19 protein-coding genes and 2 pseudogenes are annotated in these 19,698 nt (G+C 71.4%); 9 read left to right on the forward strand and 12 right to left on the reverse strand.

Annotated elements, in window-relative coordinates:
• Positions 1–3: 3 nt before the first annotated feature.
• A pseudogene (locus tag AB5L52_RS42395) lies at positions 4–150 on the reverse strand (epimerase); the annotation flags it as partial.
• Positions 151–457: 307 nt separating this feature from the next.
• Here AB5L52_RS42395 and AB5L52_RS42400 point away from each other — a divergent pair.
• Positions 458–1,036 (forward strand): hypothetical protein, encoded by a 579-nt coding sequence (locus AB5L52_RS42400; RefSeq protein WP_351027088.1) that lies wholly within the window; start codon positions 458–460, stop codon positions 1,034–1,036.
• A gap of 103 nt (positions 1,037–1,139) precedes the next feature.
• Here AB5L52_RS42400 and AB5L52_RS42405 read toward each other — a convergent pair.
• The 4 genes and pseudogenes from AB5L52_RS42405 to AB5L52_RS42420 form a co-directional block, all read right to left on the reverse strand.
• A pseudogene (locus AB5L52_RS42405) lies at positions 1,140–1,636 on the reverse strand (FAD-dependent oxidoreductase); the annotation flags it as partial.
• 351 nt (positions 1,637–1,987) lie between these two features.
• Positions 1,988–2,638 carry a pyroglutamyl-peptidase I gene (gene pcp / locus AB5L52_RS42410; protein WP_369368434.1) on the reverse strand — a complete coding sequence of 217 codons (651 nt, stop codon included), beginning with the start codon at positions 2,636–2,638 and terminating at the stop codon, positions 1,988–1,990.
• 67 nt (positions 2,639–2,705) lie between these two features.
• The gene (locus AB5L52_RS42415; RefSeq protein WP_369368435.1) at positions 2,706–3,680 is read right to left on the reverse strand and encodes a DUF979 domain-containing protein; all 975 of its coding nucleotides are present in this window, start codon (positions 3,678–3,680) and stop codon (positions 2,706–2,708) included.
• On the reverse strand, positions 3,677–4,396 hold the full coding sequence (locus tag AB5L52_RS42420; RefSeq protein WP_351027093.1) for a DUF969 domain-containing protein: 720 nt from the start codon (positions 4,394–4,396) through the stop codon (positions 3,677–3,679). The genes AB5L52_RS42415 and AB5L52_RS42420 overlap by 4 nt, the downstream gene beginning before the upstream one ends.
• A 170-nt stretch (positions 4,397–4,566) precedes the next feature.
• On the opposite strand from AB5L52_RS42420, the gene AB5L52_RS42425 reads away from it, so the two are divergent.
• The 4 genes from AB5L52_RS42425 (at position 4,567) to AB5L52_RS42440 (ending at position 9,089) form a co-directional block, all read left to right on the forward strand.
• The gene (locus AB5L52_RS42425) at positions 4,567–5,319 is read left to right on the forward strand and encodes a 5-oxoprolinase subunit PxpA (protein ID WP_351027095.1); all 753 of its coding nucleotides are present in this window, start codon (positions 4,567–4,569) and stop codon (positions 5,317–5,319) included.
• Positions 5,316–5,990, forward strand: coding sequence for an allophanate hydrolase subunit 1 (locus AB5L52_RS42430; RefSeq protein WP_351027096.1), 675 nt, complete (start codon positions 5,316–5,318; stop codon positions 5,988–5,990). The genes AB5L52_RS42425 and AB5L52_RS42430 overlap by 4 nt, the downstream gene beginning before the upstream one ends.
• Positions 5,987–6,844 carry a biotin-dependent carboxyltransferase family protein gene (locus AB5L52_RS42435; RefSeq protein ID WP_351027098.1) on the forward strand — a complete coding sequence of 286 codons (858 nt, stop codon included), beginning with the start codon at positions 5,987–5,989 and terminating at the stop codon, positions 6,842–6,844. The genes AB5L52_RS42430 and AB5L52_RS42435 overlap by 4 nt, the downstream gene beginning before the upstream one ends.
• A gap of 118 nt (positions 6,845–6,962) precedes the next feature.
• Positions 6,963–9,089 carry an FUSC family protein gene (locus AB5L52_RS42440; protein WP_369368436.1) on the forward strand — a complete coding sequence of 709 codons (2,127 nt, stop codon included), beginning with the start codon at positions 6,963–6,965 and terminating at the stop codon, positions 9,087–9,089.
• Positions 9,090–9,111: 22 nt separating this feature from the next.
• On the opposite strand, the gene AB5L52_RS42445 is transcribed toward AB5L52_RS42440, so the two are convergent.
• A complete protein-coding gene (locus AB5L52_RS42445) occupies positions 9,112–10,161 on the reverse strand; it encodes an alpha/beta hydrolase (RefSeq protein ID WP_369368437.1) in 1,050 nt (349 codons plus the stop codon).
• A 185-nt stretch (positions 10,162–10,346) separates the two neighbouring features.
• Between AB5L52_RS42445 and AB5L52_RS42450 the strand changes: the two genes are divergently transcribed.
• Positions 10,347–10,862, forward strand: coding sequence for a hypothetical protein (locus AB5L52_RS42450; protein WP_369368438.1), 516 nt, complete (start codon positions 10,347–10,349; stop codon positions 10,860–10,862).
• A 48-nt stretch (positions 10,863–10,910) separates the two neighbouring features.
• Here the strand turns inward: AB5L52_RS42450 and AB5L52_RS42455 are convergent, their stop codons facing one another.
• Positions 10,911–11,819, reverse strand: coding sequence for a hypothetical protein (locus tag AB5L52_RS42455; protein ID WP_369368439.1), 909 nt, complete (start codon positions 11,817–11,819; stop codon positions 10,911–10,913).
• A 259-nt stretch (positions 11,820–12,078) separates the two neighbouring features.
• On the opposite strand from AB5L52_RS42455, the gene AB5L52_RS42460 reads away from it, so the two are divergent.
• A complete protein-coding gene (locus tag AB5L52_RS42460; protein ID WP_369368440.1) occupies positions 12,079–13,485 on the forward strand; it encodes a hypothetical protein in 1,407 nt (468 codons plus the stop codon).
• Positions 13,486–13,571: 86 nt separating this feature from the next.
• On the opposite strand, the gene AB5L52_RS42465 is transcribed toward AB5L52_RS42460, so the two are convergent.
• The 5 genes from AB5L52_RS42465 to AB5L52_RS42485 form a co-directional block, all read right to left on the reverse strand.
• Positions 13,572–14,051, reverse strand: a complete 480-nt coding sequence (locus AB5L52_RS42465) for a diadenosine tetraphosphate hydrolase (RefSeq protein WP_351027108.1) — start codon at positions 14,049–14,051, stop codon at positions 13,572–13,574.
• A 51-nt stretch (positions 14,052–14,102) separates the two neighbouring features.
• Positions 14,103–14,456 (reverse strand): DUF427 domain-containing protein, encoded by a 354-nt coding sequence (locus tag AB5L52_RS42470; RefSeq protein WP_351027110.1) that lies wholly within the window; start codon positions 14,454–14,456, stop codon positions 14,103–14,105.
• On the reverse strand, positions 14,453–14,743 hold the full coding sequence (locus tag AB5L52_RS42475) for a DUF427 domain-containing protein (protein ID WP_351027111.1): 291 nt from the start codon (positions 14,741–14,743) through the stop codon (positions 14,453–14,455). The genes AB5L52_RS42470 and AB5L52_RS42475 overlap by 4 nt, the downstream gene beginning before the upstream one ends.
• 28 nt (positions 14,744–14,771) lie before the next feature.
• Positions 14,772–15,641, reverse strand: a complete 870-nt coding sequence (locus AB5L52_RS42480) for an alpha/beta hydrolase (RefSeq protein ID WP_351027112.1) — start codon at positions 15,639–15,641, stop codon at positions 14,772–14,774.
• A gap of 108 nt (positions 15,642–15,749) precedes the next feature.
• Positions 15,750–17,024 carry a glycoside hydrolase family 88 protein gene (locus AB5L52_RS42485; RefSeq protein WP_369368441.1) on the reverse strand — a complete coding sequence of 425 codons (1,275 nt, stop codon included), beginning with the start codon at positions 17,022–17,024 and terminating at the stop codon, positions 15,750–15,752.
• 284 nt (positions 17,025–17,308) lie between these two features.
• On the opposite strand from AB5L52_RS42485, the gene AB5L52_RS42490 reads away from it, so the two are divergent.
• Both AB5L52_RS42490 and AB5L52_RS42495 read left to right on the forward strand, forming a co-directional pair.
• Entirely contained in the window at positions 17,309–18,319 is a 1,011-nt protein-coding gene (locus tag AB5L52_RS42490; protein WP_369368442.1) for an ABC transporter ATP-binding protein, read from the forward strand.
• The gene (locus AB5L52_RS42495) at positions 18,316–19,698 is read left to right on the forward strand and encodes an ABC transporter permease (protein ID WP_369368443.1); all 1,383 of its coding nucleotides are present in this window, start codon (positions 18,316–18,318) and stop codon (positions 19,696–19,698) included. Before AB5L52_RS42490 ends, AB5L52_RS42495 begins: the two co-directional genes overlap by 4 nt.

Below are 19,698 nucleotides of genomic sequence, written 5' to 3' on the forward strand. Positions count from 1 at the left end.
GTCTCAATAACCGATGGTGAAGCGGCGCTGGACGAAGCGAGGCAGCTCCGCCTCGTCGATCAGGGCGACGGCCGCGTCCTCCACCGAGATGCGGCTGCGGCCATCGGCGTCCAGGACCGGCTGGTCGCCGCCGATCCTGAAGCGACCGGTGCCCGCAGCCGTCGCTCTCGCCCTGCGTCTCTGGGGACTCCTGCACGGCCTGGTGTCACTGGAGGTCTACGGCCACATGCGCACCCAGACCACGAGGAACTCGCCCAGCTCGTACGGATGCTGGGCATCCCGCGCCGGAGTTGAACGCCCGAAGCGCCGTCAGGCTCCTCGAACTACGCTGGGCCCGCAGCCCTGGCTGAAAGACGCTCCCCAGGGCGCCTCATGGCTTGTACCGATCTGGGTATTCACCGGTCACCGGACTTGTGAATCGGGCATCGGCACTGAAGCAACGAGGGGGATTTGGACCATGGAGTGGAAGACCGAGCAGTTCGGGTCGTCGCACGAGGGCAGGGCAGGATCGGTTCTTGCCGACGGCAGTGAGCCCGAGCCGGTGTACTTCGACGTGGGAAGCGGCAGTTACGTCCCCAAGAGCAGTGACTGGTGGGTGTACGACGGCACACTGGGTGCCCCGGAGGCCAGCGATCTGCGCGGTTCGTGTTCATGCGGTTGGCGTGGCGCGTCCCGCTACCCCATCGACTGGTCCCAGGTCGACCGTTTCCATCCGTACGAGTACGACACCTCCGGCCCGTACGAGGACTGGGCACAGCACATCGCCGAGGTCGAGGCACGATCCGTACCGCTGCCCGAGGACATCACGGACCTGGTGGACCGGCTGGACGAGAGGCTGAGCTCATTGGCCGACCAGGCTCCACTGGCCGCTCTGAAGGCCGTAGCGGCACTGGAACGCATCGCCGAGAACGTCGGGCGTCAGGCAGCCTACGACGTACAGGCCGACGAACTGTCCTGGGAGACGGTCGCAAAGGCGCTCGGCCTGACGGAGGAGGACGCCCGCTCCCGCCTGTTCCACTACAGCTTCGGACGCTGAACGCTCAAGAGCTGTTCGACTTCTCCGTCGTGGCCGGCCTCCACGCGCTCGCGGCCCTCACCCGCACACCCCGGCCGATCCGCAGCGCATCTTCCCGCGCATCCCCGACCGCCTTCGCGACGGCGGGGTGCCGGGTGTCGGCCTCGAACAGGTAGGTCTCGACGACCGACTTGCCGATGTACTCGGGTGTGGCGGTGGAGAGCAGCGGCCGGACCCGTGACCAGGCGCCGTCCGCGCCGACGAGCAGGCTCGTGACGACGGCACCTCCGCCTGCGAACGTCACCTCGTGGCGGCCCTCGCCGAGGGCGCGGGTGCCGCTGCCCTTGTGCCCCCACCGGACGGTCCCGGCGGGCAGTGAGTCGAGCAGCATCTGTCGCAGCTCGCCGCGTTGCACCTCGGGGCGTCCCCCCGTGCCGTCGTCGGCTTTGTCGAAGAGGACGGTCCCGTCCGGGTCGAGGATCCGCATTACCCGCCTTGTGATCGCGCGGCCGGGGAGGGCTCCGCCTCGTAGGCCGTGGCCGGTATTTCGTGGACGTGCAGAACGCGGGCGAGCGTGAGGCCGCCGAGCCCGGCGCCGATGATCGTGACGTCAGTGGTCATGGGGCTTCCTTCGGGATCGTGGACCGCTGGGCGGACACCCCGGCAGGTGACGCCTGGAGCGCTGTCCCAGTAACCGGGACAATGTGATGCTGGTGGCCGGTGCCGTTGATGGCCGGCGCCGGCCAGCTCCAATGTCCCGGCAGCCACCGACATCTCACTGACAAGCCACAGTCCACCGCCGACAAACTGCCGACACGGACCCGGTTGGAGCCGCTGTTCAGGAAATTGCGCCCAAGCCGTGCACGGCCTTGGCCCGGCCCGATGAACGGTGGCCGCCCCGCTCGCCATGAGCCAGGGTGATGTTGGCGAGGGCGAGCCGGGCGAAGCCGGCCGCGTACGCGGTGAGCGGTATCAGTGGGTGGCTCCCTCCGTGACCTTCAGGTCGTGCCCCGCGGGGGTGTGGGCGGCGGCGATCAGCAGGGCGCGCAGTCCATGGGCGACCGTGGTGGGCTCCAGGGCCGGGGCGGCGCCGTCCGTGATCTGTTCCGGTGCCCAGGGGACGTGCACGAAACCGCCCCGGGCGTGCGGGAATTCGGTGGCGATGAGGTGGCCGAGGCCGTACGCGACGTGGTTGCACACGAACGTACCGGCCGTGTTGGAGACGGAGGCCGGGACCCCGGCCGTGCGCATCGCGGCAACGCAGGCCTTCACGGGCAGGGTGGAGAAGTACGCGGCGGGGCCACCCGGGACCACGGGCTCGTCGACGGGCTGGTGGCCGGCGTTGTCGGGGATACGGGCGTCGTCGACGTTGATGCCGACGCGTTCCACGGTGACGCCGGGGCGGCCCCCTGCCTGGCCCAGACACAGGACCAGGTCGGGGTTCGTCTCGCGGATGGCGTCGCGCAGGGTGTCGAGGGACTCGCCGAAGACACAGGGGAGTTCGGTGGCGGTGACCGTGAGCCCGGTGGGCGGCTCGGCGGCGACGAGGGAGGCGGCCTGCCAGGACGGGTTGATCCGCTCGCCGTCGAACGGGGCGAAGCCGGTGATGAGCACGCGGGTCATGGCACTTCCTTCACGAAAGCCCGACAGCACGAAGGCACGACAGCACGAAAGCAGGGGCCGTTATCGGTCAGAACGCGAACACCGCCATGGTCACGGTGGAGCAGACCAGGAGCGGGAGGGCGGTCGGGATCTGGGCCTTGATCGGGCCGTACTGGTCCTTCAGTTCGAGCAGGGTGGCCGGGACGATGTTGAAGTTCGCGGCCATCGGCGTGCACAGCGTCCCCGAGAAGCCGGCCAGCATGCCGATCGCGAGGACGGCCGGCGGATTTCCGTGCATCTGCTGGATGAGGACGGGCCAGCCGATCGCCGCGGTCATCACGGGGAACGCGGCGAACGCGTTGCCCATGATCACGGTGAACAGGAACATGCCGACGCAGTACGCGATGACGGCGAGGTACTTGGAGTTGTCCGGCAGGACGTCGTGCACGATCTTGCCGACCTGGGTGCCGACCCCGGCCAGCGCGAAGATCGAGCCTAGTACGGCGAGGAGTTGGGGCAGCAGCAGGGCGGAGCCCATCGCCTCCAGCATGGAACGCCCGGAGTGCAGCGGCACGGACAGCTTCCGCTCGCCGGTGACCAGCATGCCGACGACGAGGCCGACGAGGCAGCCGACGCCGAGCCCGAGGAGGGTGGCCTTGCCCGTCTCGAACAGGCCGGACGTGTCGAGCACGGAGGCGCAGACGATGGCCACGAGCGGGATCGTCAGGGCGGGGATGAAGATCCTGCTGCCGAGCCGGGTCGCGGAGGCCTCGCGTTCCTCGGTGGTGCTGGTGACCGGGGTGCCCTTGCCGAGGAAGTTGAAGCCGGCGAGCACGATCAGGGCGAGGACCGCGACGCCGAGCGGTTCGGCGGGCAGGGTCCAACCGCCGTTCTTCGCGGTGGCGTTGGCGACACCGGTGCCGTAGGGGAAGGCCAGCCCGAGCAGACCCCAGAACGCGGCGGACGTCCACCGCTTGGGGTTGCTGCGGTCGGCGGCCATCTGCACGGCCATGACGACGAAGACGAGACCCACCAGCCAGTAGAGCCATTCGACCTTGATCACTTGTCGGATCCCTTCGGCAGCGGCAACTCGTGTTCGGCGACGGCGAGCGCCATGTCCCGCTGCAACTGGCGGTCCAGGAGCAGCAGGCGGGCACCGTGGACGAGGAAGGCGCAGACGGCGAGCGGTATCGCCCACAGGGCCAGCTGCGTCGGCTCCAGGTTCTGGTGGTACGTCGAGTTGACGAATCCCGTGATCAGGAGGATCGAGCCGATCGCGATGAAACAGTCCTCACCGAAGAACACGCCCACGGTGTCGGCCGACGCGGCGTAGGAACGCACCTTCTCGCGGAGGCGTTCGGGCAGCGGCGCGCCGGTCGAGCGCTCGGCGGCGGCCTCGGCCATGGGGGCGACGAGGGGCCGTACCGTCTGCGCGGGACCGCCGATGCTGTTGAGGCCGAACGCCGCCGTGACCTGACGGACCAGCAGATAGACCGTGAGGAACCGGCCGGCGCTGAGGCTGCCGAGCCGGCCGATCAGTCTGCGTGCCTGTTCCCGCAGGCCGTAGCGCTCCAGGAGGCCGATCACGGGCAGGACGACGGCGAAGACGGTGACCGAGCGGCTGTCGGCGAAGGACCGGCCGAAGGCCGCGAGGACCTCCAGCGGGTTCATTCCGCCGATCAGTCCGGTGAAGACACCGGCGACGCCCACCACGAGGACGGGATTGCGGCGCGTGACGAATCCGAGGATCACCACGACCACGCCGAGGAGAACGATCATGCGGTGGCCTTAGGCGTGAGCGGGCGGGACGCCCGAGCGGCGCGGATCCGGGGGTCCGGACCCGTGAGGGATGTGCAGGGACCCTAGGGGATCGTTCAACGATCGAACAAGAGGCCGGCCGGAAAATCCACCCCTTGTCGGATCGTTCAACAATCGATTACGTTCCATGGGTGATCGACCTCAACGCGGACCTCGGTGAAGGCTTCGGCCGCTGGACCCTCACCGACGACGACGCCCTGCTCTCCGTCGTGACCAGCGCCAACGTCGCCTGCGGATTCCACGCGGGCGACCCCTCGGTGATGCGCCGCGTCTGCGACCTCGCCGCCGCACGCGGCGTCCGCATCGGCGCCCAGGTGTCCTACCGCGACCTGGCCGGCTTCGGCCGCCGCGCCATGGACGTACCGGCCGACGAACTGGCCGCCGAGACGGCCTACCAGATCGGGGCGCTGCGGGTCTTCGCCCAGGCCGCCGGGGCCGAGGTCGCCTACGTCAAGCCGCACGGCGCGCTCTACAACCGCACGGTGCACGACGCCGAACAGGCCGCGGCCGTGGTGGCCGGCGTACGCATGGCCGGCGGAGCGCTCCCGGTGCTCGGCCTGCCCGGGTCACCGCTGCTGACCGCCGCCGAGGAGGTGGGTCTCACCGCCGTACCGGAGGCCTTCGCGGACCGCGCCTACACCCCCGCCGGCACCCTCGTGCCGCGCCGCGAGCCCGATGCCGTGGTGAGCGACGAGGACACGGTGGTCCGGCGCGCGCTCGCCTTCGCGATGCACGGAGCCGTCGAGGCCGTGGACGGTACGACCGTCCCGGTGGCCGCCCGCTCCCTGTGCGTGCACGGCGACACTCCGGGCGCCGCCCGGATCGCGGTGCGGGTGCGCGAGGCTCTCACGGCGGCCGGGGTCGAGGTCGGGGCCTTCGCATGACCCCGGGCCGGTCCGTGGACTTGCCGACGCAGAGTCGGTCGGTGAAGGTGCGCCCCGCCGGGCGGCACGCCCTGCTCGTCGAACTGCCGGACGCCGAGCGCACCGGAGCCTTCCACGCCGAAATCCTGCGCCGGCGCGCCGCGGGCACCCTGCCGCCGGTCGCGGACATCGTGCCGGGCGCGCGCACCGTACTCCTGGACGGCGTCGCGCACCCGCGCGAACTCGCGCGCCGGATCGCCGACTGGGACGTGCCGTCCCCCGCCGACGACGCCGGGGGAGTGGTGGAGATCCCCGTACGCTACGACGGACCGGACCTGGCCCAGGTGGCTGCCCTGTGGGGCGTCGGCGTCGACGAGGCCGCCGCCCGGCACTGCGCGTACACCTACCGCGTCGCCTTCTGCGGCTTCGCCCCCGGCTTCGGCTACCTCACCGGCCTGCCCGCCGAACTGCACGTCCCGCGCCACGCCACACCCCGCACTCGGGTCCCGGCCGGCGCGGTCGCGCTCGCCGGCCCCTACAGCGCGGTGTACCCGCGCGCCACCCCCGGCGGCTGGCAGCTGATCGGCACCATGCCGGACCCGACTCCGCTGTGGGACCTCGGCGGGGAGACGCCGGCCCTCCTCACGCCGGGCACACGGGTGCGGTTCGTACCCGAGGGCGGCACACCATGACCGCCAAGCTCACCGTCGTACGCTCCGGTGCCCTCACCACGGTCCAGGACCGGGGCCGGCGCGGCCATGCCCACCTGGGCGTTCCCCGCTCCGGCGCCGTGGACGCCCCCGCCATGACCCTGGCCAACCGGCTCCTCGGCAACGCCCCCGACGCCGCCGTGCTGGAGACCACCCTGACCGGCTGCGCGCTGCGCCCCGACCGCGGCGTCACCGTCGTGGTCGGCGGTGCGCCCTGCCCGGTGACGGTCGACGGCCGGCCGGCCGCCTGGGGCGTGCCCGTACGGCTGCCCGCGGGCGCCGTCCTGAACGCCGGCGGTGTGAGCGCGGGCGTGCGCTCCTACGTGGCCGTCGCCGGCGGCATCGCCGTCGAACCGGTACTCGGCAGCCGTTCGACGGATCTGCTCTCCGGACTCGGCCCGGCGCCCCTGCGCGACGGGGACGTCCTCCCCCTGGGCGCTCCCGCCCGGCAACCGGTGCTCCCCGATGCCGCCCCTTGGCCGGCGCCACCCACCGAACTGACCCTCCCGCTGCGCCTCGGCCCCCGCGCCGACTGGTTCACCCCCGCCGCGCTGCGCACCCTCACCTCGGCGACGTACCGCGTGTCGCAGCACAGCAACCGCATCGGCCTGCGCACCGAAGGACCGCCGCTGGAGCGCGTGTCGGCGGGCGAGCTGCCGAGCGAGGGCATGGTGCTCGGTGCCGTGCAGGTGCCCCCGGACGGGCGTCCGGTGGTGTTCCTGCACGACCACCCGACCACCGGCGGCTACCCGGTGATCGGCGTCGTCGCCGAGCCGGCGCTGGCGGCGGCGGCCCAGGCCGCGGCGGGCACGCCGATCCGCTTCACCGCGGAGTGATGCCCCTTCCTCCCGGCGGCGGCGTGCCGGGCCTTCGGCGGTGGGCGATTCTGGACGGGTGGGTCGTGTCCCGGTCCGTCGGATTCCGGCGGACTACGCCGTCTCGGGTCGACGGGCGGTGCGCGTCACGCTGGTCGCCGCGGCCGGTTTCTATCTCTTCCGCTACGGCCTCGACCGCCCGGTGGCGGCCACCTATGCGCTGTTCACCGCCGTCGCACTCGGCGGACTCGCCAAGATCCCCGGCACCGGCCGGCAGCGGGCCGCGACCGGGCTGCGGCTGCTGCCGGTGTGCTGGCTGCTGGTCGTCATCGGCACCTGTCTGTCGGTGCGGACCTGGAGCGCCGTCGTCGGCATGCTGGCGGTCGGCTTCGCCCTGGCCTTCGCCGCCGTCGGCGGCCCGCGCCCGGCGGGGGCGGTACCGGGCCTCCAACTCCTTTACATTCTCCCGTCGTTCCCGCCGTACGCCCCCGGCACCCTCGGTGAGCGCCTCATCGGTACGACCACCGGACTGGTCCTCTTCATCGCCGCCGAGGCACTGATCCTTCCCGAACCCACCCCGCCGTCGTACCGGCAACGGGCCGCCCACGCCGCGCGCACCGCCGTACACTGCGCGACCCTCCTCGCCACCCCGCCGTACGCGCTGACCGGAGCGGACATCCGGTCGGCCGGGGAGACGAGCCGGTCGCTCCGGTCCCTGATGGTGCCGGAGGCGGAACGCCCGGCCGGACCCGGAGTGCGCGACCGCGCCCTCGCCCACACCGGTCTCGCCACGCGCACCCTCATCAGCCGCCTGACGCAACTGCCCGGCCCGCCGGACGGGCACCCGGACCCCGAGGTGACCGCTGTACTGCGAGCCGTGGCCCAGCTGGCCACGGCGACCGCGACCTGCCTGGGAAGCGGGCCGTCCCCCGTGGCACCGTACGAGGACCTGGTCCGGGCACGCGCCCGGCTGTCGGCCGTGTCCCTGAGCCCCGTCGGGGATCCCGCGCCGGGAACCGCCCGCGCACCGGACATCCCGCCCGCCGTGCTGCGCCGGCACGCCGCCGTGCTGGAGATCGCCGACGCCGCGCTCGCCATGGCCGCGGCGGCCGATCTGGCGGTACGCGGCCGGCACGCCGCGGTGCGGGCCGCGCAGAACCGCTTCTGGTACGCCAGGACCTGGGCGCCGCTGCTGTGGTGGCACCGGCTGCGCGGCCATGCCGGGCGCCGGTCGGTGTTCTTTCAGAACGCGGCCCGTATCGCCCTGGCCCTGACCGCCGCCCGGCTGGTGGCCGGAGTGGACACGCTCCCTCATGGATTCTGGGCCACGCTGGCGACGCTCACCCTCACCCGGACCACCATGGACGAGACCTGGCACACCATCCGTCTGGCGCTCGCGGGCACTCTGGCCGGGGCCCTCGTCACCGCCGGGGTCCTGATCCTGGCCGGGCCCCACCTCGCCGTCTATGCCGTCGTGCTGCCGGTGTGGATGCTGTTCGCCTTCACGGTGGGGCCGGTCAGGGGCGTCGGCTGGGCACAGGGACTGTTCACCGTGCTCGTGGCCCTGGTCTTTGCTCAGCTGTCCGTGCCGACCTGGCGACTGGCCGAGGTCAGGATGCTGGACGTGCTGGTCGGCAGTGCGATCGGCGCCGTCTTCGGGCTGCTGGCCTGGCCGCGCGGAGCCCATGACGAACTGCGCTACGTGGCGGCGGAACTGCTGCGCAGGGCAGCCGAGATCGTGGTGGCCACCGGCGCCTCGGTGGCGGGCGGCGGTGCGGTCGCCGCGGCGTCGGGGCAGCCCGGCCACCGGTCTCTGCAGCGCGCCGTCGTCCTCGCGGAATCCGCGTACGCGCAGTACCAGAGCGAGCCGACGCCCTTCGGCGGCCCGGCGCGCGGGGGCATCACACGCACCGTGGACTGGCAGGCCACCCTGATGGCCGGGCACCACACGCTGTGGGGTTCCGACCGGCTGCTGACGCCGCCGCTCGCCGGGCTGGGGCCCGCTGCGGCCGAGTCGGTCAGCGGGCTGGGGGAGCGGGTGGCCGGGCGGGTGCTGCTGGTCTCGGCCGCGCTGGATCCCGGTGCGGACACCCCGACCGGGCAGATTCCGCTGATCGACTCTGCCTTCGACGAGTCCGTCACCGAACCGCCGGGCGCTCCGCGCCTCTACTACGCGACCGTGTCATGGCTGGAGTCGCTGATGACCGACCTGACACGGATCGCCCATGGCGGCACCGCACCCGGGCGGGGTCTGCGGACGCCTTAGTCGCCCGAACCGAGGGCCAGGGTCAGCAGACAGGTCCCCCATGGGCGTCGGACGGGGAGAGGACGCGCCGGAGCCAGCGGGTACGGGCCTCGCGGGCGTCCTGGCTGAGCTTCGCCCGCGGGGCGACGGTGTCGAAGCCGTGGAAGGCACCGGGCCAGACATGCAGCTCGGCCTGGCCGCCCGCCTGCCAGATCGCCTGGGCGTAGGCCACGCCCTCGTCCCGCAGGGTCTCGGCCGAACCGACGTCGATGTAGGCGGGCGGCAGACGGGACAGATCCGTGGCGCGGGCGGGAGCGGCGTAGGGCGACAGGTCCGTGGCGCCGTGCCGGTCGCCCAGCAGTGCCTGCCACGCGGTGGCGTTCGACGTCCGGTCCCAGGGGTCGAGGCCGGCCAACTGGTGGCTGGAGACGGTGTCGTTGCGGTCGTCGAGCATGGGGCACAGCAGCAGTTGCCCGACCGGTGTGGGCCCGCCCCGGTCACGGGTGAGCAGGGCGAGCGCCGCGGCGAGTCCGCCGCCGGCGCTCTTTCCCCCGACGACGATGCGGTCGGCGTCGACGGCCAGCTCCGCCGCGCGCGCGGCCACCCAGACGAGCCCGGCGTAACAGTCCTCCACCGCTGCCGGATACCGCGCCCGGGGCGCCAGCCGGTACTCGACGGAGACCACGGCCAGCTCCAGGCCGACAGCCCACTCGCGCAGCAGTCGCGGAAGTACCGACCACGCATTGCCCATGATCATGCCGCCGCCGTGCAGGTAGAACAGCAGGGGCAGCGGCCCGGCGAGTCCGGCGGGCCGTGCGCTCACGAGCGTGACGTCCGGCCCGCCCGGCGGCCCTGGCACCCGCAACTCCTCCACCGCGAAACGGCCGTCGGCCCGAAGCTCCCGCACCGTCGGCCGGGGCCGGACCGCCGCGTCCCGCGCCTGCCGGTCGGCGAGGTTCTCCGGGGTGAACGGCTCCCGAGCTCCGCGCCCCAACTCGGCAAGTGCCGCAGCCAGTTCGGGGTCGAGCGGCGGTGCGCTCCACGCCGTCGCGACGGGGCCGTTCTCGAAGGGCACGTCATCCGCGAGGTCCATGCGGCCCAGTCAATCACCCACCGGATCGGACCCTCCGGGCTCCCGCAGCCTCGTGCTGGCTTCGGGGCCGCCGCCGGCCTTTGCCGGAGGGCGTCGGGCCTGGTAGGCATGGCTTTGTGCGATTCGAGAGTGTTCCCATGCCGACGGGGGTCGAGGCACGGCCCCGTGACGCCCGTGGATATCCCGTGCCGGCAATCACGCCCTGGGAGGGGGACGAGCCCCAGTTCGCGCTGACCGACTACGAACGCAGCGCCGCGTGCGCGAGGAAGCGTCTGTGCTCGGTGTGCAATCAGGGCATGCCGCAGGGGCCGGTGTGGCGTGTGGTGGGGGCCGCGGAGAGCGCGGCGATCGGCGAGGCGCTGGCCGCCGGCCGGCCCTACCGCAATCTCGCGCCGACCCTCGAAGGACCCGGGCACCGCGCCTGCATGCTCTACGCCTCGATGGTGTGCCCGTATCTGGCCCGGCCCAACGCCCGACGAGGCATGTCGGCGGAGGAGCCGGACGACCTGACCGCCCATGTGGTGCGCGGTGCCGTCCGGGGCGCCATGGGAGCGGTGGTGGGATTCGCCGAGTACGAGTACGCCGTCACCGACAGCCGGGTGCTCTTCCGGTTCCTCGACGTCGTCGAGTTCCTGCCGCACGACACGGCCGACGCGCACCTGGACGAACTGCGGGCCGAGCTCGCCCGGACCGCGAAGTGACCCGCACTCCGCGCCCCGGACGCGCCCGGCCCGTCCCGTCGTACGACGTCAGGGGCGGTACGCCGCCAGGCCGGCCGTCGAGGTGACCTTGGTCGGGTGGCTCGAGCCGTCGGACGGCAGGGTCACCGTGCCGGACGGGGTGCGCACCGCGAGGGTCTTGCCGTCGGGGGACCAGGCCGGCTCGGTGTAGTCGGTGGTGGCGTGCGGGGTGAGGTCCTTGATGTGGTTGCCGTGCATGAGGTCCTCGACGAGCACGTGGTCGTGGCCGGCGACCGAGCGCACGAAGACGACTTCCTCGTCGTTCGGGGAGAGGGCCGGCTGGGAGCCCTTGGTGAGCTTGCCGCCCTGCTGGCGCGTGTAGTCGTCACGGATGTAGACCGCGCCGGTGTCGACGTTGGCGTAGACCGAAGTGCCGTACTGCCCGGCCGCGTTGGGCCACACGTTGCCGGTCTGCGGGATCGCCCCGCCCGGGCCGGGGTCGCCGTTCAGGGACAGCGTCTTGGGCGTGCCGTGGATCGCCTTGGCGGAGACGTACTTCAGCCGGGAGACACCGTTGTCCCGGGCCGCGAAGATGAGGTTGTCCTTGGCGGGGATGCCGTTCTGGGTGTCCTTCGCGGTCACCTGCCACGTGGGGTGGGACCAGTTCTGGTTTCCGGGGTTCTTGGCGACGACGACACGCCCGCTGCCGTCGGGGTTGGCGACGTCCAGGTTGCCGGAGCCGTCGATGAAGGCCGCCTTGGCGCCGTTCGGGGACCAGGCGAGGTCCCGGACCGGCACGCCGAAGTCGACCTTGTGGCCGCCGATCAGCACGTACTTGGTGCCGTTGCTGATGGTCAGGGTGCCGTGCGCGGCGCCGGTGGCGGCCGAGGCGGCGCCGGAGGCGCCCAGGAGTGCCGTGCCGGTGACGGCGGCGGCCACGGAGATGGCGGCCGCGATCTTGCGGGTACGGGTGGTCATGAAGTATTCCCCCAGGAACATGGAAGGTCGGGCAGCGCGGTACACCGGCGCCTGCCCCGAGCGTGACAGCTGTCGATCTTTGAATCGTCCGTTCGGTGTCACAGGGGCGTAACACACCTGACGGGGAAGGTAGGGCCGCTCGGGACACGGGTTGGGCCCGGCACCCGCCGCCCGGTGATCGGAGCGCGGCACGTGGGGGCTAAGGTCCCCCTGATCGTTGTGACGATCCTGTGAAGCTCCTTCAGATCAGGGGATGTTGATGAGACGAAGATCCCTCGCCGGTCCGGCCGCGGTGTTCCTGACCGCTGCAGGGCTGACCGCGGGGCTGCTGGGCGCTGCCCCGGCCGGCGCGGCGAGCGTCCAGCCGGTGATCACGCTGGACGCCCCGGCTCCGGTCGCCCTGCCGGCCGCGCCCGCCACCGCGGACGTGTCCTTCGAATTCCAGACCAGGACGAAGAACCTCAAGGCGTACGACACCACGCTGACCGTGGACGCCCGGGGGCTGTCGAAGGTCGCCAAGGTGACGTTCTCGGACAACTGCACGGCCAAGGGCCTGGTGGCCACGTGCTCGGAGATGTTCGAGTCCGGCTCCTCGCCCACCACGCACATCGGCTCCGAGACCCGGCTGACCCTGACCCCGCTCAAGGGTGCCGCGCTCGGTGCCACGGGGACGTACCAGGTCACCGGCCGGTCCGCGCACGCGCAGGTCGTGGGCGCCACCGGCAGGGTCGAGGTGGGAGGCCCCTCCTTCGGCCTCGACCAGCTCACCGACCACACCGGCCTGAAGGTCGGCAGCACCGTGAGCGAACCGGTCCGCTTCACCAACGTGGGCAACCGGCCGGCCAAGGGCGTCCAGACCGTCCTGGCCCTCTCACCGGGCCTGGACTTCTCCGACCACTACGCCAACTGCAAGTACGGGAACATCGGCACGGCCCACTACGCGGAGTGCTATCCCAAGGGTGCGATCAATCTCGGAGAGACGGCTGCCCTGGCCGCACCGGTGCGGCTGCGCGTGAACTCCGCCGCGCTGTTCACGTACCTCGACACGATGACCACCCCGCTCGGCGGCCCCAGCGGACTGGGCCAGGGAGTCAAGTGGACCTGGGGCAAGGGGGCGACGCTCGCGCTGAAGGTGGTCAAGGCGGGCCGTAAGTCCTCGGCCCCGGCCGGCTCGGTGTCCCTGCCGCAGACGGGCAACGTCACCGACTACCGGATCACCTCCCTCCAGGCCCGCAACACGGCCGACTTCGGTGTCACCGGCGCGAGCGCGCAAGCGGGCGTGGGCAAGAACGCGACCTTCGCCTTCCGCCTGTCCGCCAACGGCCCGGCAACCCTGTTCGACCGCAGCGGCGGTGACGGCGTGCCCACGGTCTGGGCGACGCTGCCGGCCGGCACCACCGCTGTCGGCCACTCGGCCAACTGCTCACCCTGGCAGTTGCACAACCCGACGGCCGAGGCCCACGGGCCGTACATCTGCTTTCCGCCAGGCATCGAACTGCCCAAGGGACAGGTCACCAAGTTCTCCCTGACCGTCCGGGTCGACCAATCGGTCCCGCATGCCAAGGGCAGCGTGCAACTGGTCTGGGGCCCCGATCCGGCCCACTCCCAGCGGCCCGCGTTCGACCCGAACGGCGGCAACGACTCGGCGGCCCTCACGCTGAACTGAGTGGACCAACGGCCGCCCGCCGATGCCGAACAGCACCCCCTGCTCGGCATCGGCGATCCGCCGGGCAACCGGCGCCTGCCCGCCCGTCAGGCCATGCCACCCAACCGATCCAGCTCGCTCCCGATGGCCTGCCGCACCTCGTCGTGCCGCGACCCGAGTCCGAACCGTTCATCGCTCCACCGGTCGGCCGGATACAGCCATACGGGCTTCCCCACCAACTCGGGCGGCTCCCACGCGAACCGAGGCCAGACGTGGGCGTGGAGGAACGGGTCGGTGTTGCCGAGGATCTCCAGGTTGACCCGGCGGAATGCGGGGTCCAGACGCCTGCAGGCCCGCTCCACGGCTTCGCCGAGCCTGTCCATGTCGGACAGGAACGCCAGCCGCCTGCCCCGGGGCAGGTCGGACAGCCTCTGCACACCGGGCTCGTCTACGAGCAGGACCGAGTAGCCCGGCAGGAACTGCACGTCGCCGATCACCGCGAACCCCGCATCGAGGTGCCGTAGCACGGTCGGGTTCTCCCCGCGCAGCGCAGCTGCGATCCGATCCCTCCGCCAGTCGTCGCCCATGGACCCAACGTATCCCGCCCGACCGACAGGCCGATCGCCCGGCCGGCGTCCTCAACGGGCCTTGACCGCGTCGACGTCGAGCCCACGGTCGACGCCGTGCGGGACGACCGTCTGCCCGGGCTCCAGGTGCAGCCGCTCGCCGCCGAGGCGGACCTCGACCTTGTCCGGTTCGAACGAGACCAGGCCGTCGATCCGGTCGACCTCCCGGTAGGCGCTGCGGTACGACCAGGCCGCGCGTCGCGCGTCCGCGATGTCGTAGTAGTCGCACAGCCCCTTGTAGGGGCAGAACGTCTGCCCTGCTACGGGGCGCAGCCACCGCTCGTCGATGTCGGCGCGCGGCACGTACCAGCGCGGGGCGAAGCCGGATTCGTAGAGCACCACCGGGCGTTCGGAGCGGGCGATCACGGTGTCGCCGAGCCGTACCTCCAGCAGGCGGGAGTGTCGCGGATGTCGATGCGGTGGTACGGGTCGGCGGCGTGTCCGAGGATCCGATCGTCCTCTTCGTAGTAGGCGTCCATGGCCCGCCAGGCGAAGGCGATACGGCCCTGGAGGCCGGCCGCGTGCGTGGGGAGCGCGGTGAACTCCCAGGCGGCGCACTCGGCGGTGCGGTCGCCGGCCCGCACCGAGTACCAGGCCGTCTCACCGAGATCCCGGTGCCGGGTGACCCTGGCGGTCGCGACCAGGGCCTGCATGAGTCGCTCGGGCAGTGAGTGTCAGGCGTCAGACGAGGACGCGGGCGAGGAAGTCGTGGATGCGCGCGGTGATGACGTCGAGGTGGCTCTCCAGGGCGAAGTGTCCGGAGTCGAGCAGATGGATCTCCGCGTCGGGCAGGTCCTGACTGAACGCCTTGGCGCCCTCGGGGCCGAAGATCTCGTCGTTCGCTCCCCAGACCGCCAGCAGCGGGACCCGGGAATCGCGGAAGTACTGGTGCACGCGCGGGTAGAGGTCCACGTTGGCGGGGTAGTCGCGGAAGAGCTTGAGCTGGATCTCGTCGTTTCCGGGGCGGTCCAGCAGCGCCTGGTCGTGGAGCCAGTTGTCGGGGCTGACCAGGCTGGGGTCGGCGACTCCGGTCACGTACTGCCATCGGGTCGTCTCGGCGGTCAGGGCACCGCGCATGGGGGCCTCGGTGTCCGGTCCCGGGGCCTTGCCGTAGGCGAAGACGTTCTCCCAGAAGGGCTTGATGAAGCCCTCTTCGTAGGCGTTGCCGTTCTGGGTGATGATCGCGGTGACACTGTCCGGGGACTGCAGTGCGAGCCGCCAGCCGATGGGGGCGCCGTAGTCCTGGACGTACATCGCGAACCGTTCGACGCCCAGGTGCCGGAGCAGGCCGGAGGTCACCTCGGCGAGGGCGTCGAAGGTGTACGGGAAGTCCTGCGCGGCGGGCATCGCGGACTGACCGAACCCGATGTGATCGGGGGCGATCACGTGGTAGCGGTCGGCGAGCGCCGGGATCAGGTGGCGGAACATGTGCGAGCTGGTCGGGAAGCCGTGCAGAAGCAGCACCGTGGGTGCCGTCCGGTCGCCGGCCTCCCGGTAGAACACCTCAAGACCCCCGATGGCGGCGGTGCGGTGGTGGACTGCAGAGATCATGTCACTAACCTCTTTATCGAGTTTTAGTGGTTACGAATCCAGTGCGGCATGCTTGATCTAACCTGTCAAGAAGAGTTGACTGGTTAGTTCTGATGGGGAAGGTATGCGTCACACCGTCGACAGGTCGATGGCCCGGTCGACGTCCTGTGGCTGGAGCACGCGCAGGATGCCTTCCAGTAGGTAGTAGTCGCCGTAGGGCAGGGAGACCTCGATTCCGTCCTCGGCCGGCCGGTTGCGGGTGCAGCGGGCGACTATCGCCTCCGCGCGGGTGGATTTCCTCGTCAGGCACGTGTCCGACAGCGCGGTGAGGATGCGCAGGGCGACCTGCCGGTATTCGGGCCTGCCGGTCGCGGCGGACAGATCGAGCAGCCCGCAGGCCATGACCGCACCCGCCGACGCGTCCTTGATGTCGTACGGCTGTTGCGGCGCACGGTAGTCCCACGCGGGAACGTAGTCCGAAGTCAGCGCCCCCACCGCGAAGTCGGCGAGCTTGCGTGCCGTGGACAGGAACTGCTGATCTCCGGTACGGCGATACATCGTGGTGAATCCGTAGATGCCCCATGCCTGCCCGCGGGACCAGCAGGAGGCGGGGCTGTAGCCCTGGACGGTGTTCGGGCCGATCGGTGCGCCGGTCGCGGGGTCGAAGTCGAAGACGTGGGGCGTGGAACCGTCCTGGCGGGGAAAGGCCCGTTGCGCCGTTTTGGCATGCTCGACGGCGACGTGGAGGTATTTCTCGTCGCCCGTCTGCCGGCTGGCAAAGGCCAGCAGATCGAGGTTCATGATCGTATCCATGATGACCCGGCCCGCGTTGTCCGGGTCGTTCAAGGCTCCCCAGGCCCGGATGAAGTGGCCGCGTGGGTTGTACCGCTGGATCAGCGAGTCGGCCGCCTGCACGGCGCCCGCACGCCAGCTGTCGTCACCCGTGAGCCGCCAGGCGGTCACCCATGAGGGGTAGAAGAGGAAGCCGAGATCGTGGGTGCTGGTGTCGTACCGGCGCGGAGCGAGCTTGCGGGCGGAGTCCAGGGCCAGCGTGCGGAACGTTTCGTCCTTGCTGTACAGATACGCCATCCACAGGGTCCCGGGCCAGAATCCGCCCACCCAGTCGCCGCTCTGGGAGAAGACCCACTTCTCGAACTTCGTGCCCACGGGAAAGGCACTCACCCCCGGCGCGACAGCGCGCAGCTTCTCCACCGCGTAGTCGGCCGCCGCGCGGAACGCGGGCACGGCGGATGCCCTGACCTGGCTGACGGACGCCGCCGGGGCCTGGCCGACGGACGCCGCCAGAGCCTGTCCGTCGGACGCTGCCGAGGCCTGTGCGGGCGAGGCGGCCGTTGCCGTGGCGCCGGCTGCGGCGGCCAGCACGGTACGCCGGGGAATGCTCATGGGCGGGCCTCCAAGTAGGCAATGCGGCTGGGGCGTTGAGCGGCGAGTCTGGCACGGGAAGGTGGCGGAGTACACCCACCTGTTCGGAGTTCATGCATATGAACGTGACTGATGTATCTAATGCTCAGTCAAATCGCCTATATTGCAAGGGTGTTGGCGGGGACTGCTGGCTATCGGCGCGGCGGATGTCTGTTGTCTTCCGTTCCCTGAGCGTTCAACTGGCTATTGCTGTGAGCGTTGTGTGCCGTCCCTAGGGTCCCTGAGGGTTTCGAAAGAAGGGGCTCATGGACTCACTCCTCGCGATCCGGGCACGGGGGCTCACCAAGTGTTTCGGTGATGTCGTCGCACTCGACGGCATCGATCTGGACGTGGCGCAGGGACAGATCCACGGCCTGGTCGGACCGAACGGTGCCGGCAAGACGACGCTTCTCGGGCTCATGCTCGGCCTGGCCGTGGCCGACAGCGGTCGGCTGGAGATCCTGGGTTCGCCGGTGGGCCGGACGTTCGCCGCTCCCGACGGTGTCTCCGGGTTCGTGGACGGACCGGGGCTCTATCCCTCGCTCACCGCGCGGCAGAACCTCGCCGCGCTGGCCGCGCTGCGCGGCCAGGACGCGCGCACGGCGGGGGTCGACGACGCGCTCGAACAGGTCGGCCTCGCCGAGGTCGCCGACGAACGGGCCCGCGGCTTCTCGCTGGGCATGCGGCAACGGCTCGGACTCGCCGCCGCCCTGCTCACCAAGCCCCGGCTGCTCGTGCTCGACGAGCCGTCCAACGGCCTCGACCCGGCCGGCAAGAAACATGTGCACGGGGTTCTCGCCCGGCTCGCGGCGGAGGGCACCGGCGTCGTGCTGTCGAGCCACCGCATGGACGACCTCGAGGCACTGTGTTCCGAGGTCACCATCCTCGCCACCGGGCGGGTCGTCTTCTCCGGTCCGCTGAGCAAGCTGGCCGCCGAGAACCGTGAACTCGACTACCGACTGGTCACCTCCGACCCGCAGGCCGCCCGCGGGCTGGCCGCCGACACGCCCGGGGTGCGCGTGGTCGACGCCGCGGGCGGACGCCACGGCGCCGAGGTGCTCGTCGTACGGGCATTGGTGCCCGCCCTCGACGAACTGGTGGTGCGACTGGTGCAGTCGGGCCTCCCCCTGCGTGAACTCGCCCCCGTGGTGTCCCCGCTGGAGGCCGCGTTCCTGGCCCTCACGGAGCGGCAGCAGCAGGAGACCGAGGCCCAGCCCCAGGACGTCGACGCCAAGCAGCCGGAGACCGATGCCCAGCAGCAGGAGGCCGGCCGATGACCGCATCCGCATCCACGACCGCCGTCGCCCCCACCCCCGCGTCCAATGCCGGCTCCCCTCGTGTCTCGGTGGCCCGCGGCTACCGCTTCGAACTGGTCAAGCTCGTCTCGCAATGGCGGATCCGCCTGCTGGTCCTCGCCTGTTGGATCGCGCCGGCGCTCTTCGTCGCCGGAGTGAGTCAGCAGAGCACGCTGCCGGCCGACACCCTCTTCGGCCGGTGGATGCTGGCCACGGGCTGGGCCGGGCCGCTGGTGATCCTCGGCTTCTCGGGCACCTGGGCACTGCCGCTGTTGACCTCCGTGGTCGCCGGTGATGTGTTCGCCTCCGAGGACCGGCTGGGCACATGGCGCCATCTGCTGGTGGCGATCCGCTCGCCCCGTCGCATCTTCGCGGCGAAGGCGCTGTCGAGCCTCACCGTGATTCTGCTGCTCGTGGCCGGACTGGCCGCTTCGAGTACGGTCGGCGGGCTGGTGGCAGTCGGCGATCATCCGCTCGTCGGTCTCGACGGCCATCTGCTCTCCCCGGGAGACGCCGCCGGCAAGGTCCTGCTCGCCTGGGTCTGCGTACTCGCCCCGACCCTCGCCCTCGCCGGGATCGGCCTCCTCGGGTCCGTCGCGCTGGGGCGGTCCCCGATGGGGCTGCTGCTGCCGGCGCTCGTCGCGCTCGCGATGCAGCTCGCCCAGATGCTGCCGCTGCCCGTCGCCGTCCGACTCGCCCTGCCCAGCTGGGCGTTCATCGCCTGGAACGGACTGTTCACCAGCCCGGCACAGCTCGGCCCGCTCGTCATCGGCGTCGTGGTCAGCCTGGTGTGGGCCGTGCTGGCGACGCTGATCGCCTATCTGCTCTTCCTGCGCCGCGACTTCACCAACCTGACCGACGACGGATCGGCGCGCCGCGCGGTCACCGCCGGGCTGCTCCCGCTCGCCGGGCTGGTCACCGCCACGGTCGCGGTCGTCGCCGCGACGACCGGTGCGACCACGGGCTCCGGGATCCAGCAGGACAAGGTACAGGCCTCGCTCGCCGAGGACTTCGCCCACCTGTACCGCATGCAGACCGCACAGCTGCACCGCCCGGAGGTCACCGAGGCGCAGCTGAGGTCCACGGCGGCCTGCACCAAGGGCGACGTCAAGGACGACGCCGAGGGCGCCGGCAACGACTGGCGCTGCGTCGTGTCCTGGCATCTGCCCGGCGTCCAGGCCCCGGGGCAGGCCATCTACCAGCTCGACATCACCGCAGACGGGCGGTTCGTGGCCGATGGCGACGGACCGAAGGAAGTGAACGGCTACTTCCTGGTGCGGACCGTCACCGGAGACGCACCGAACCCGCTCTGGCAGTTCGACGGCACTGTCGACCTGCTTCCCGCCACCGCGAAGGGATGA

The organism is Streptomyces sp. CG4 (assembly GCF_041080655.1).
Taxonomy (GTDB): domain Bacteria; phylum Actinomycetota; class Actinomycetes; order Streptomycetales; family Streptomycetaceae; genus Streptomyces.

What these genes read in the sequence shown, in the direction of transcription:
- AB5L52_RS42400 (WP_351027088.1), top strand. Translation starts at nt 458, where the DNA reads ATGGAGTGGAAGACCGAGCAGTTCGGGTCGTCGCACGAGGGCAGGGCA.
- pcp (WP_369368434.1), bottom strand. Translation starts at nt 2,638, where the DNA reads ATGACCCGCGTGCTCATCACCGGCTTCGCCCCGTTCGACGGCGAGCGG.
- AB5L52_RS42420 (WP_351027093.1), bottom strand. Translation starts at nt 4,396, where the DNA reads ATGATCGTTCTCCTCGGCGTGGTCGTGGTGATCCTCGGATTCGTCACG.
- AB5L52_RS42430 (WP_351027096.1), top strand. Translation starts at nt 5,316, where the DNA reads ATGACCCCGGGCCGGTCCGTGGACTTGCCGACGCAGAGTCGGTCGGTG.
- AB5L52_RS42435 (WP_351027098.1), top strand. Translation starts at nt 5,987, where the DNA reads ATGACCGCCAAGCTCACCGTCGTACGCTCCGGTGCCCTCACCACGGTC.
- AB5L52_RS42445 (WP_369368437.1), bottom strand. Translation starts at nt 10,161, where the DNA reads ATGGACCTCGCGGATGACGTGCCCTTCGAGAACGGCCCCGTCGCGACG.
- AB5L52_RS42455 (WP_369368439.1), bottom strand. Translation starts at nt 11,819, where the DNA reads ATGACCACCCGTACCCGCAAGATCGCGGCCGCCATCTCCGTGGCCGCC.
- AB5L52_RS42460 (WP_369368440.1), top strand. Translation starts at nt 12,079, where the DNA reads ATGAGACGAAGATCCCTCGCCGGTCCGGCCGCGGTGTTCCTGACCGCT.
- AB5L52_RS42465 (WP_351027108.1), bottom strand. Translation starts at nt 14,051, where the DNA reads ATGGGCGACGACTGGCGGAGGGATCGGATCGCAGCTGCGCTGCGCGGG.
- AB5L52_RS42475 (WP_351027111.1), bottom strand. Translation starts at nt 14,743, where the DNA reads ATGCAGGCCCTGGTCGCGACCGCCAGGGTCACCCGGCACCGGGATCTC.
- AB5L52_RS42480 (WP_351027112.1), bottom strand. Translation starts at nt 15,641, where the DNA reads ATGATCTCTGCAGTCCACCACCGCACCGCCGCCATCGGGGGTCTTGAG.
- AB5L52_RS42485 (WP_369368441.1), bottom strand. Translation starts at nt 17,024, where the DNA reads ATGAGCATTCCCCGGCGTACCGTGCTGGCCGCCGCAGCCGGCGCCACG.
- AB5L52_RS42490 (WP_369368442.1), top strand. Translation starts at nt 17,309, where the DNA reads ATGGACTCACTCCTCGCGATCCGGGCACGGGGGCTCACCAAGTGTTTC.
- AB5L52_RS42495 (WP_369368443.1), top strand. Translation starts at nt 18,316, where the DNA reads ATGACCGCATCCGCATCCACGACCGCCGTCGCCCCCACCCCCGCGTCC.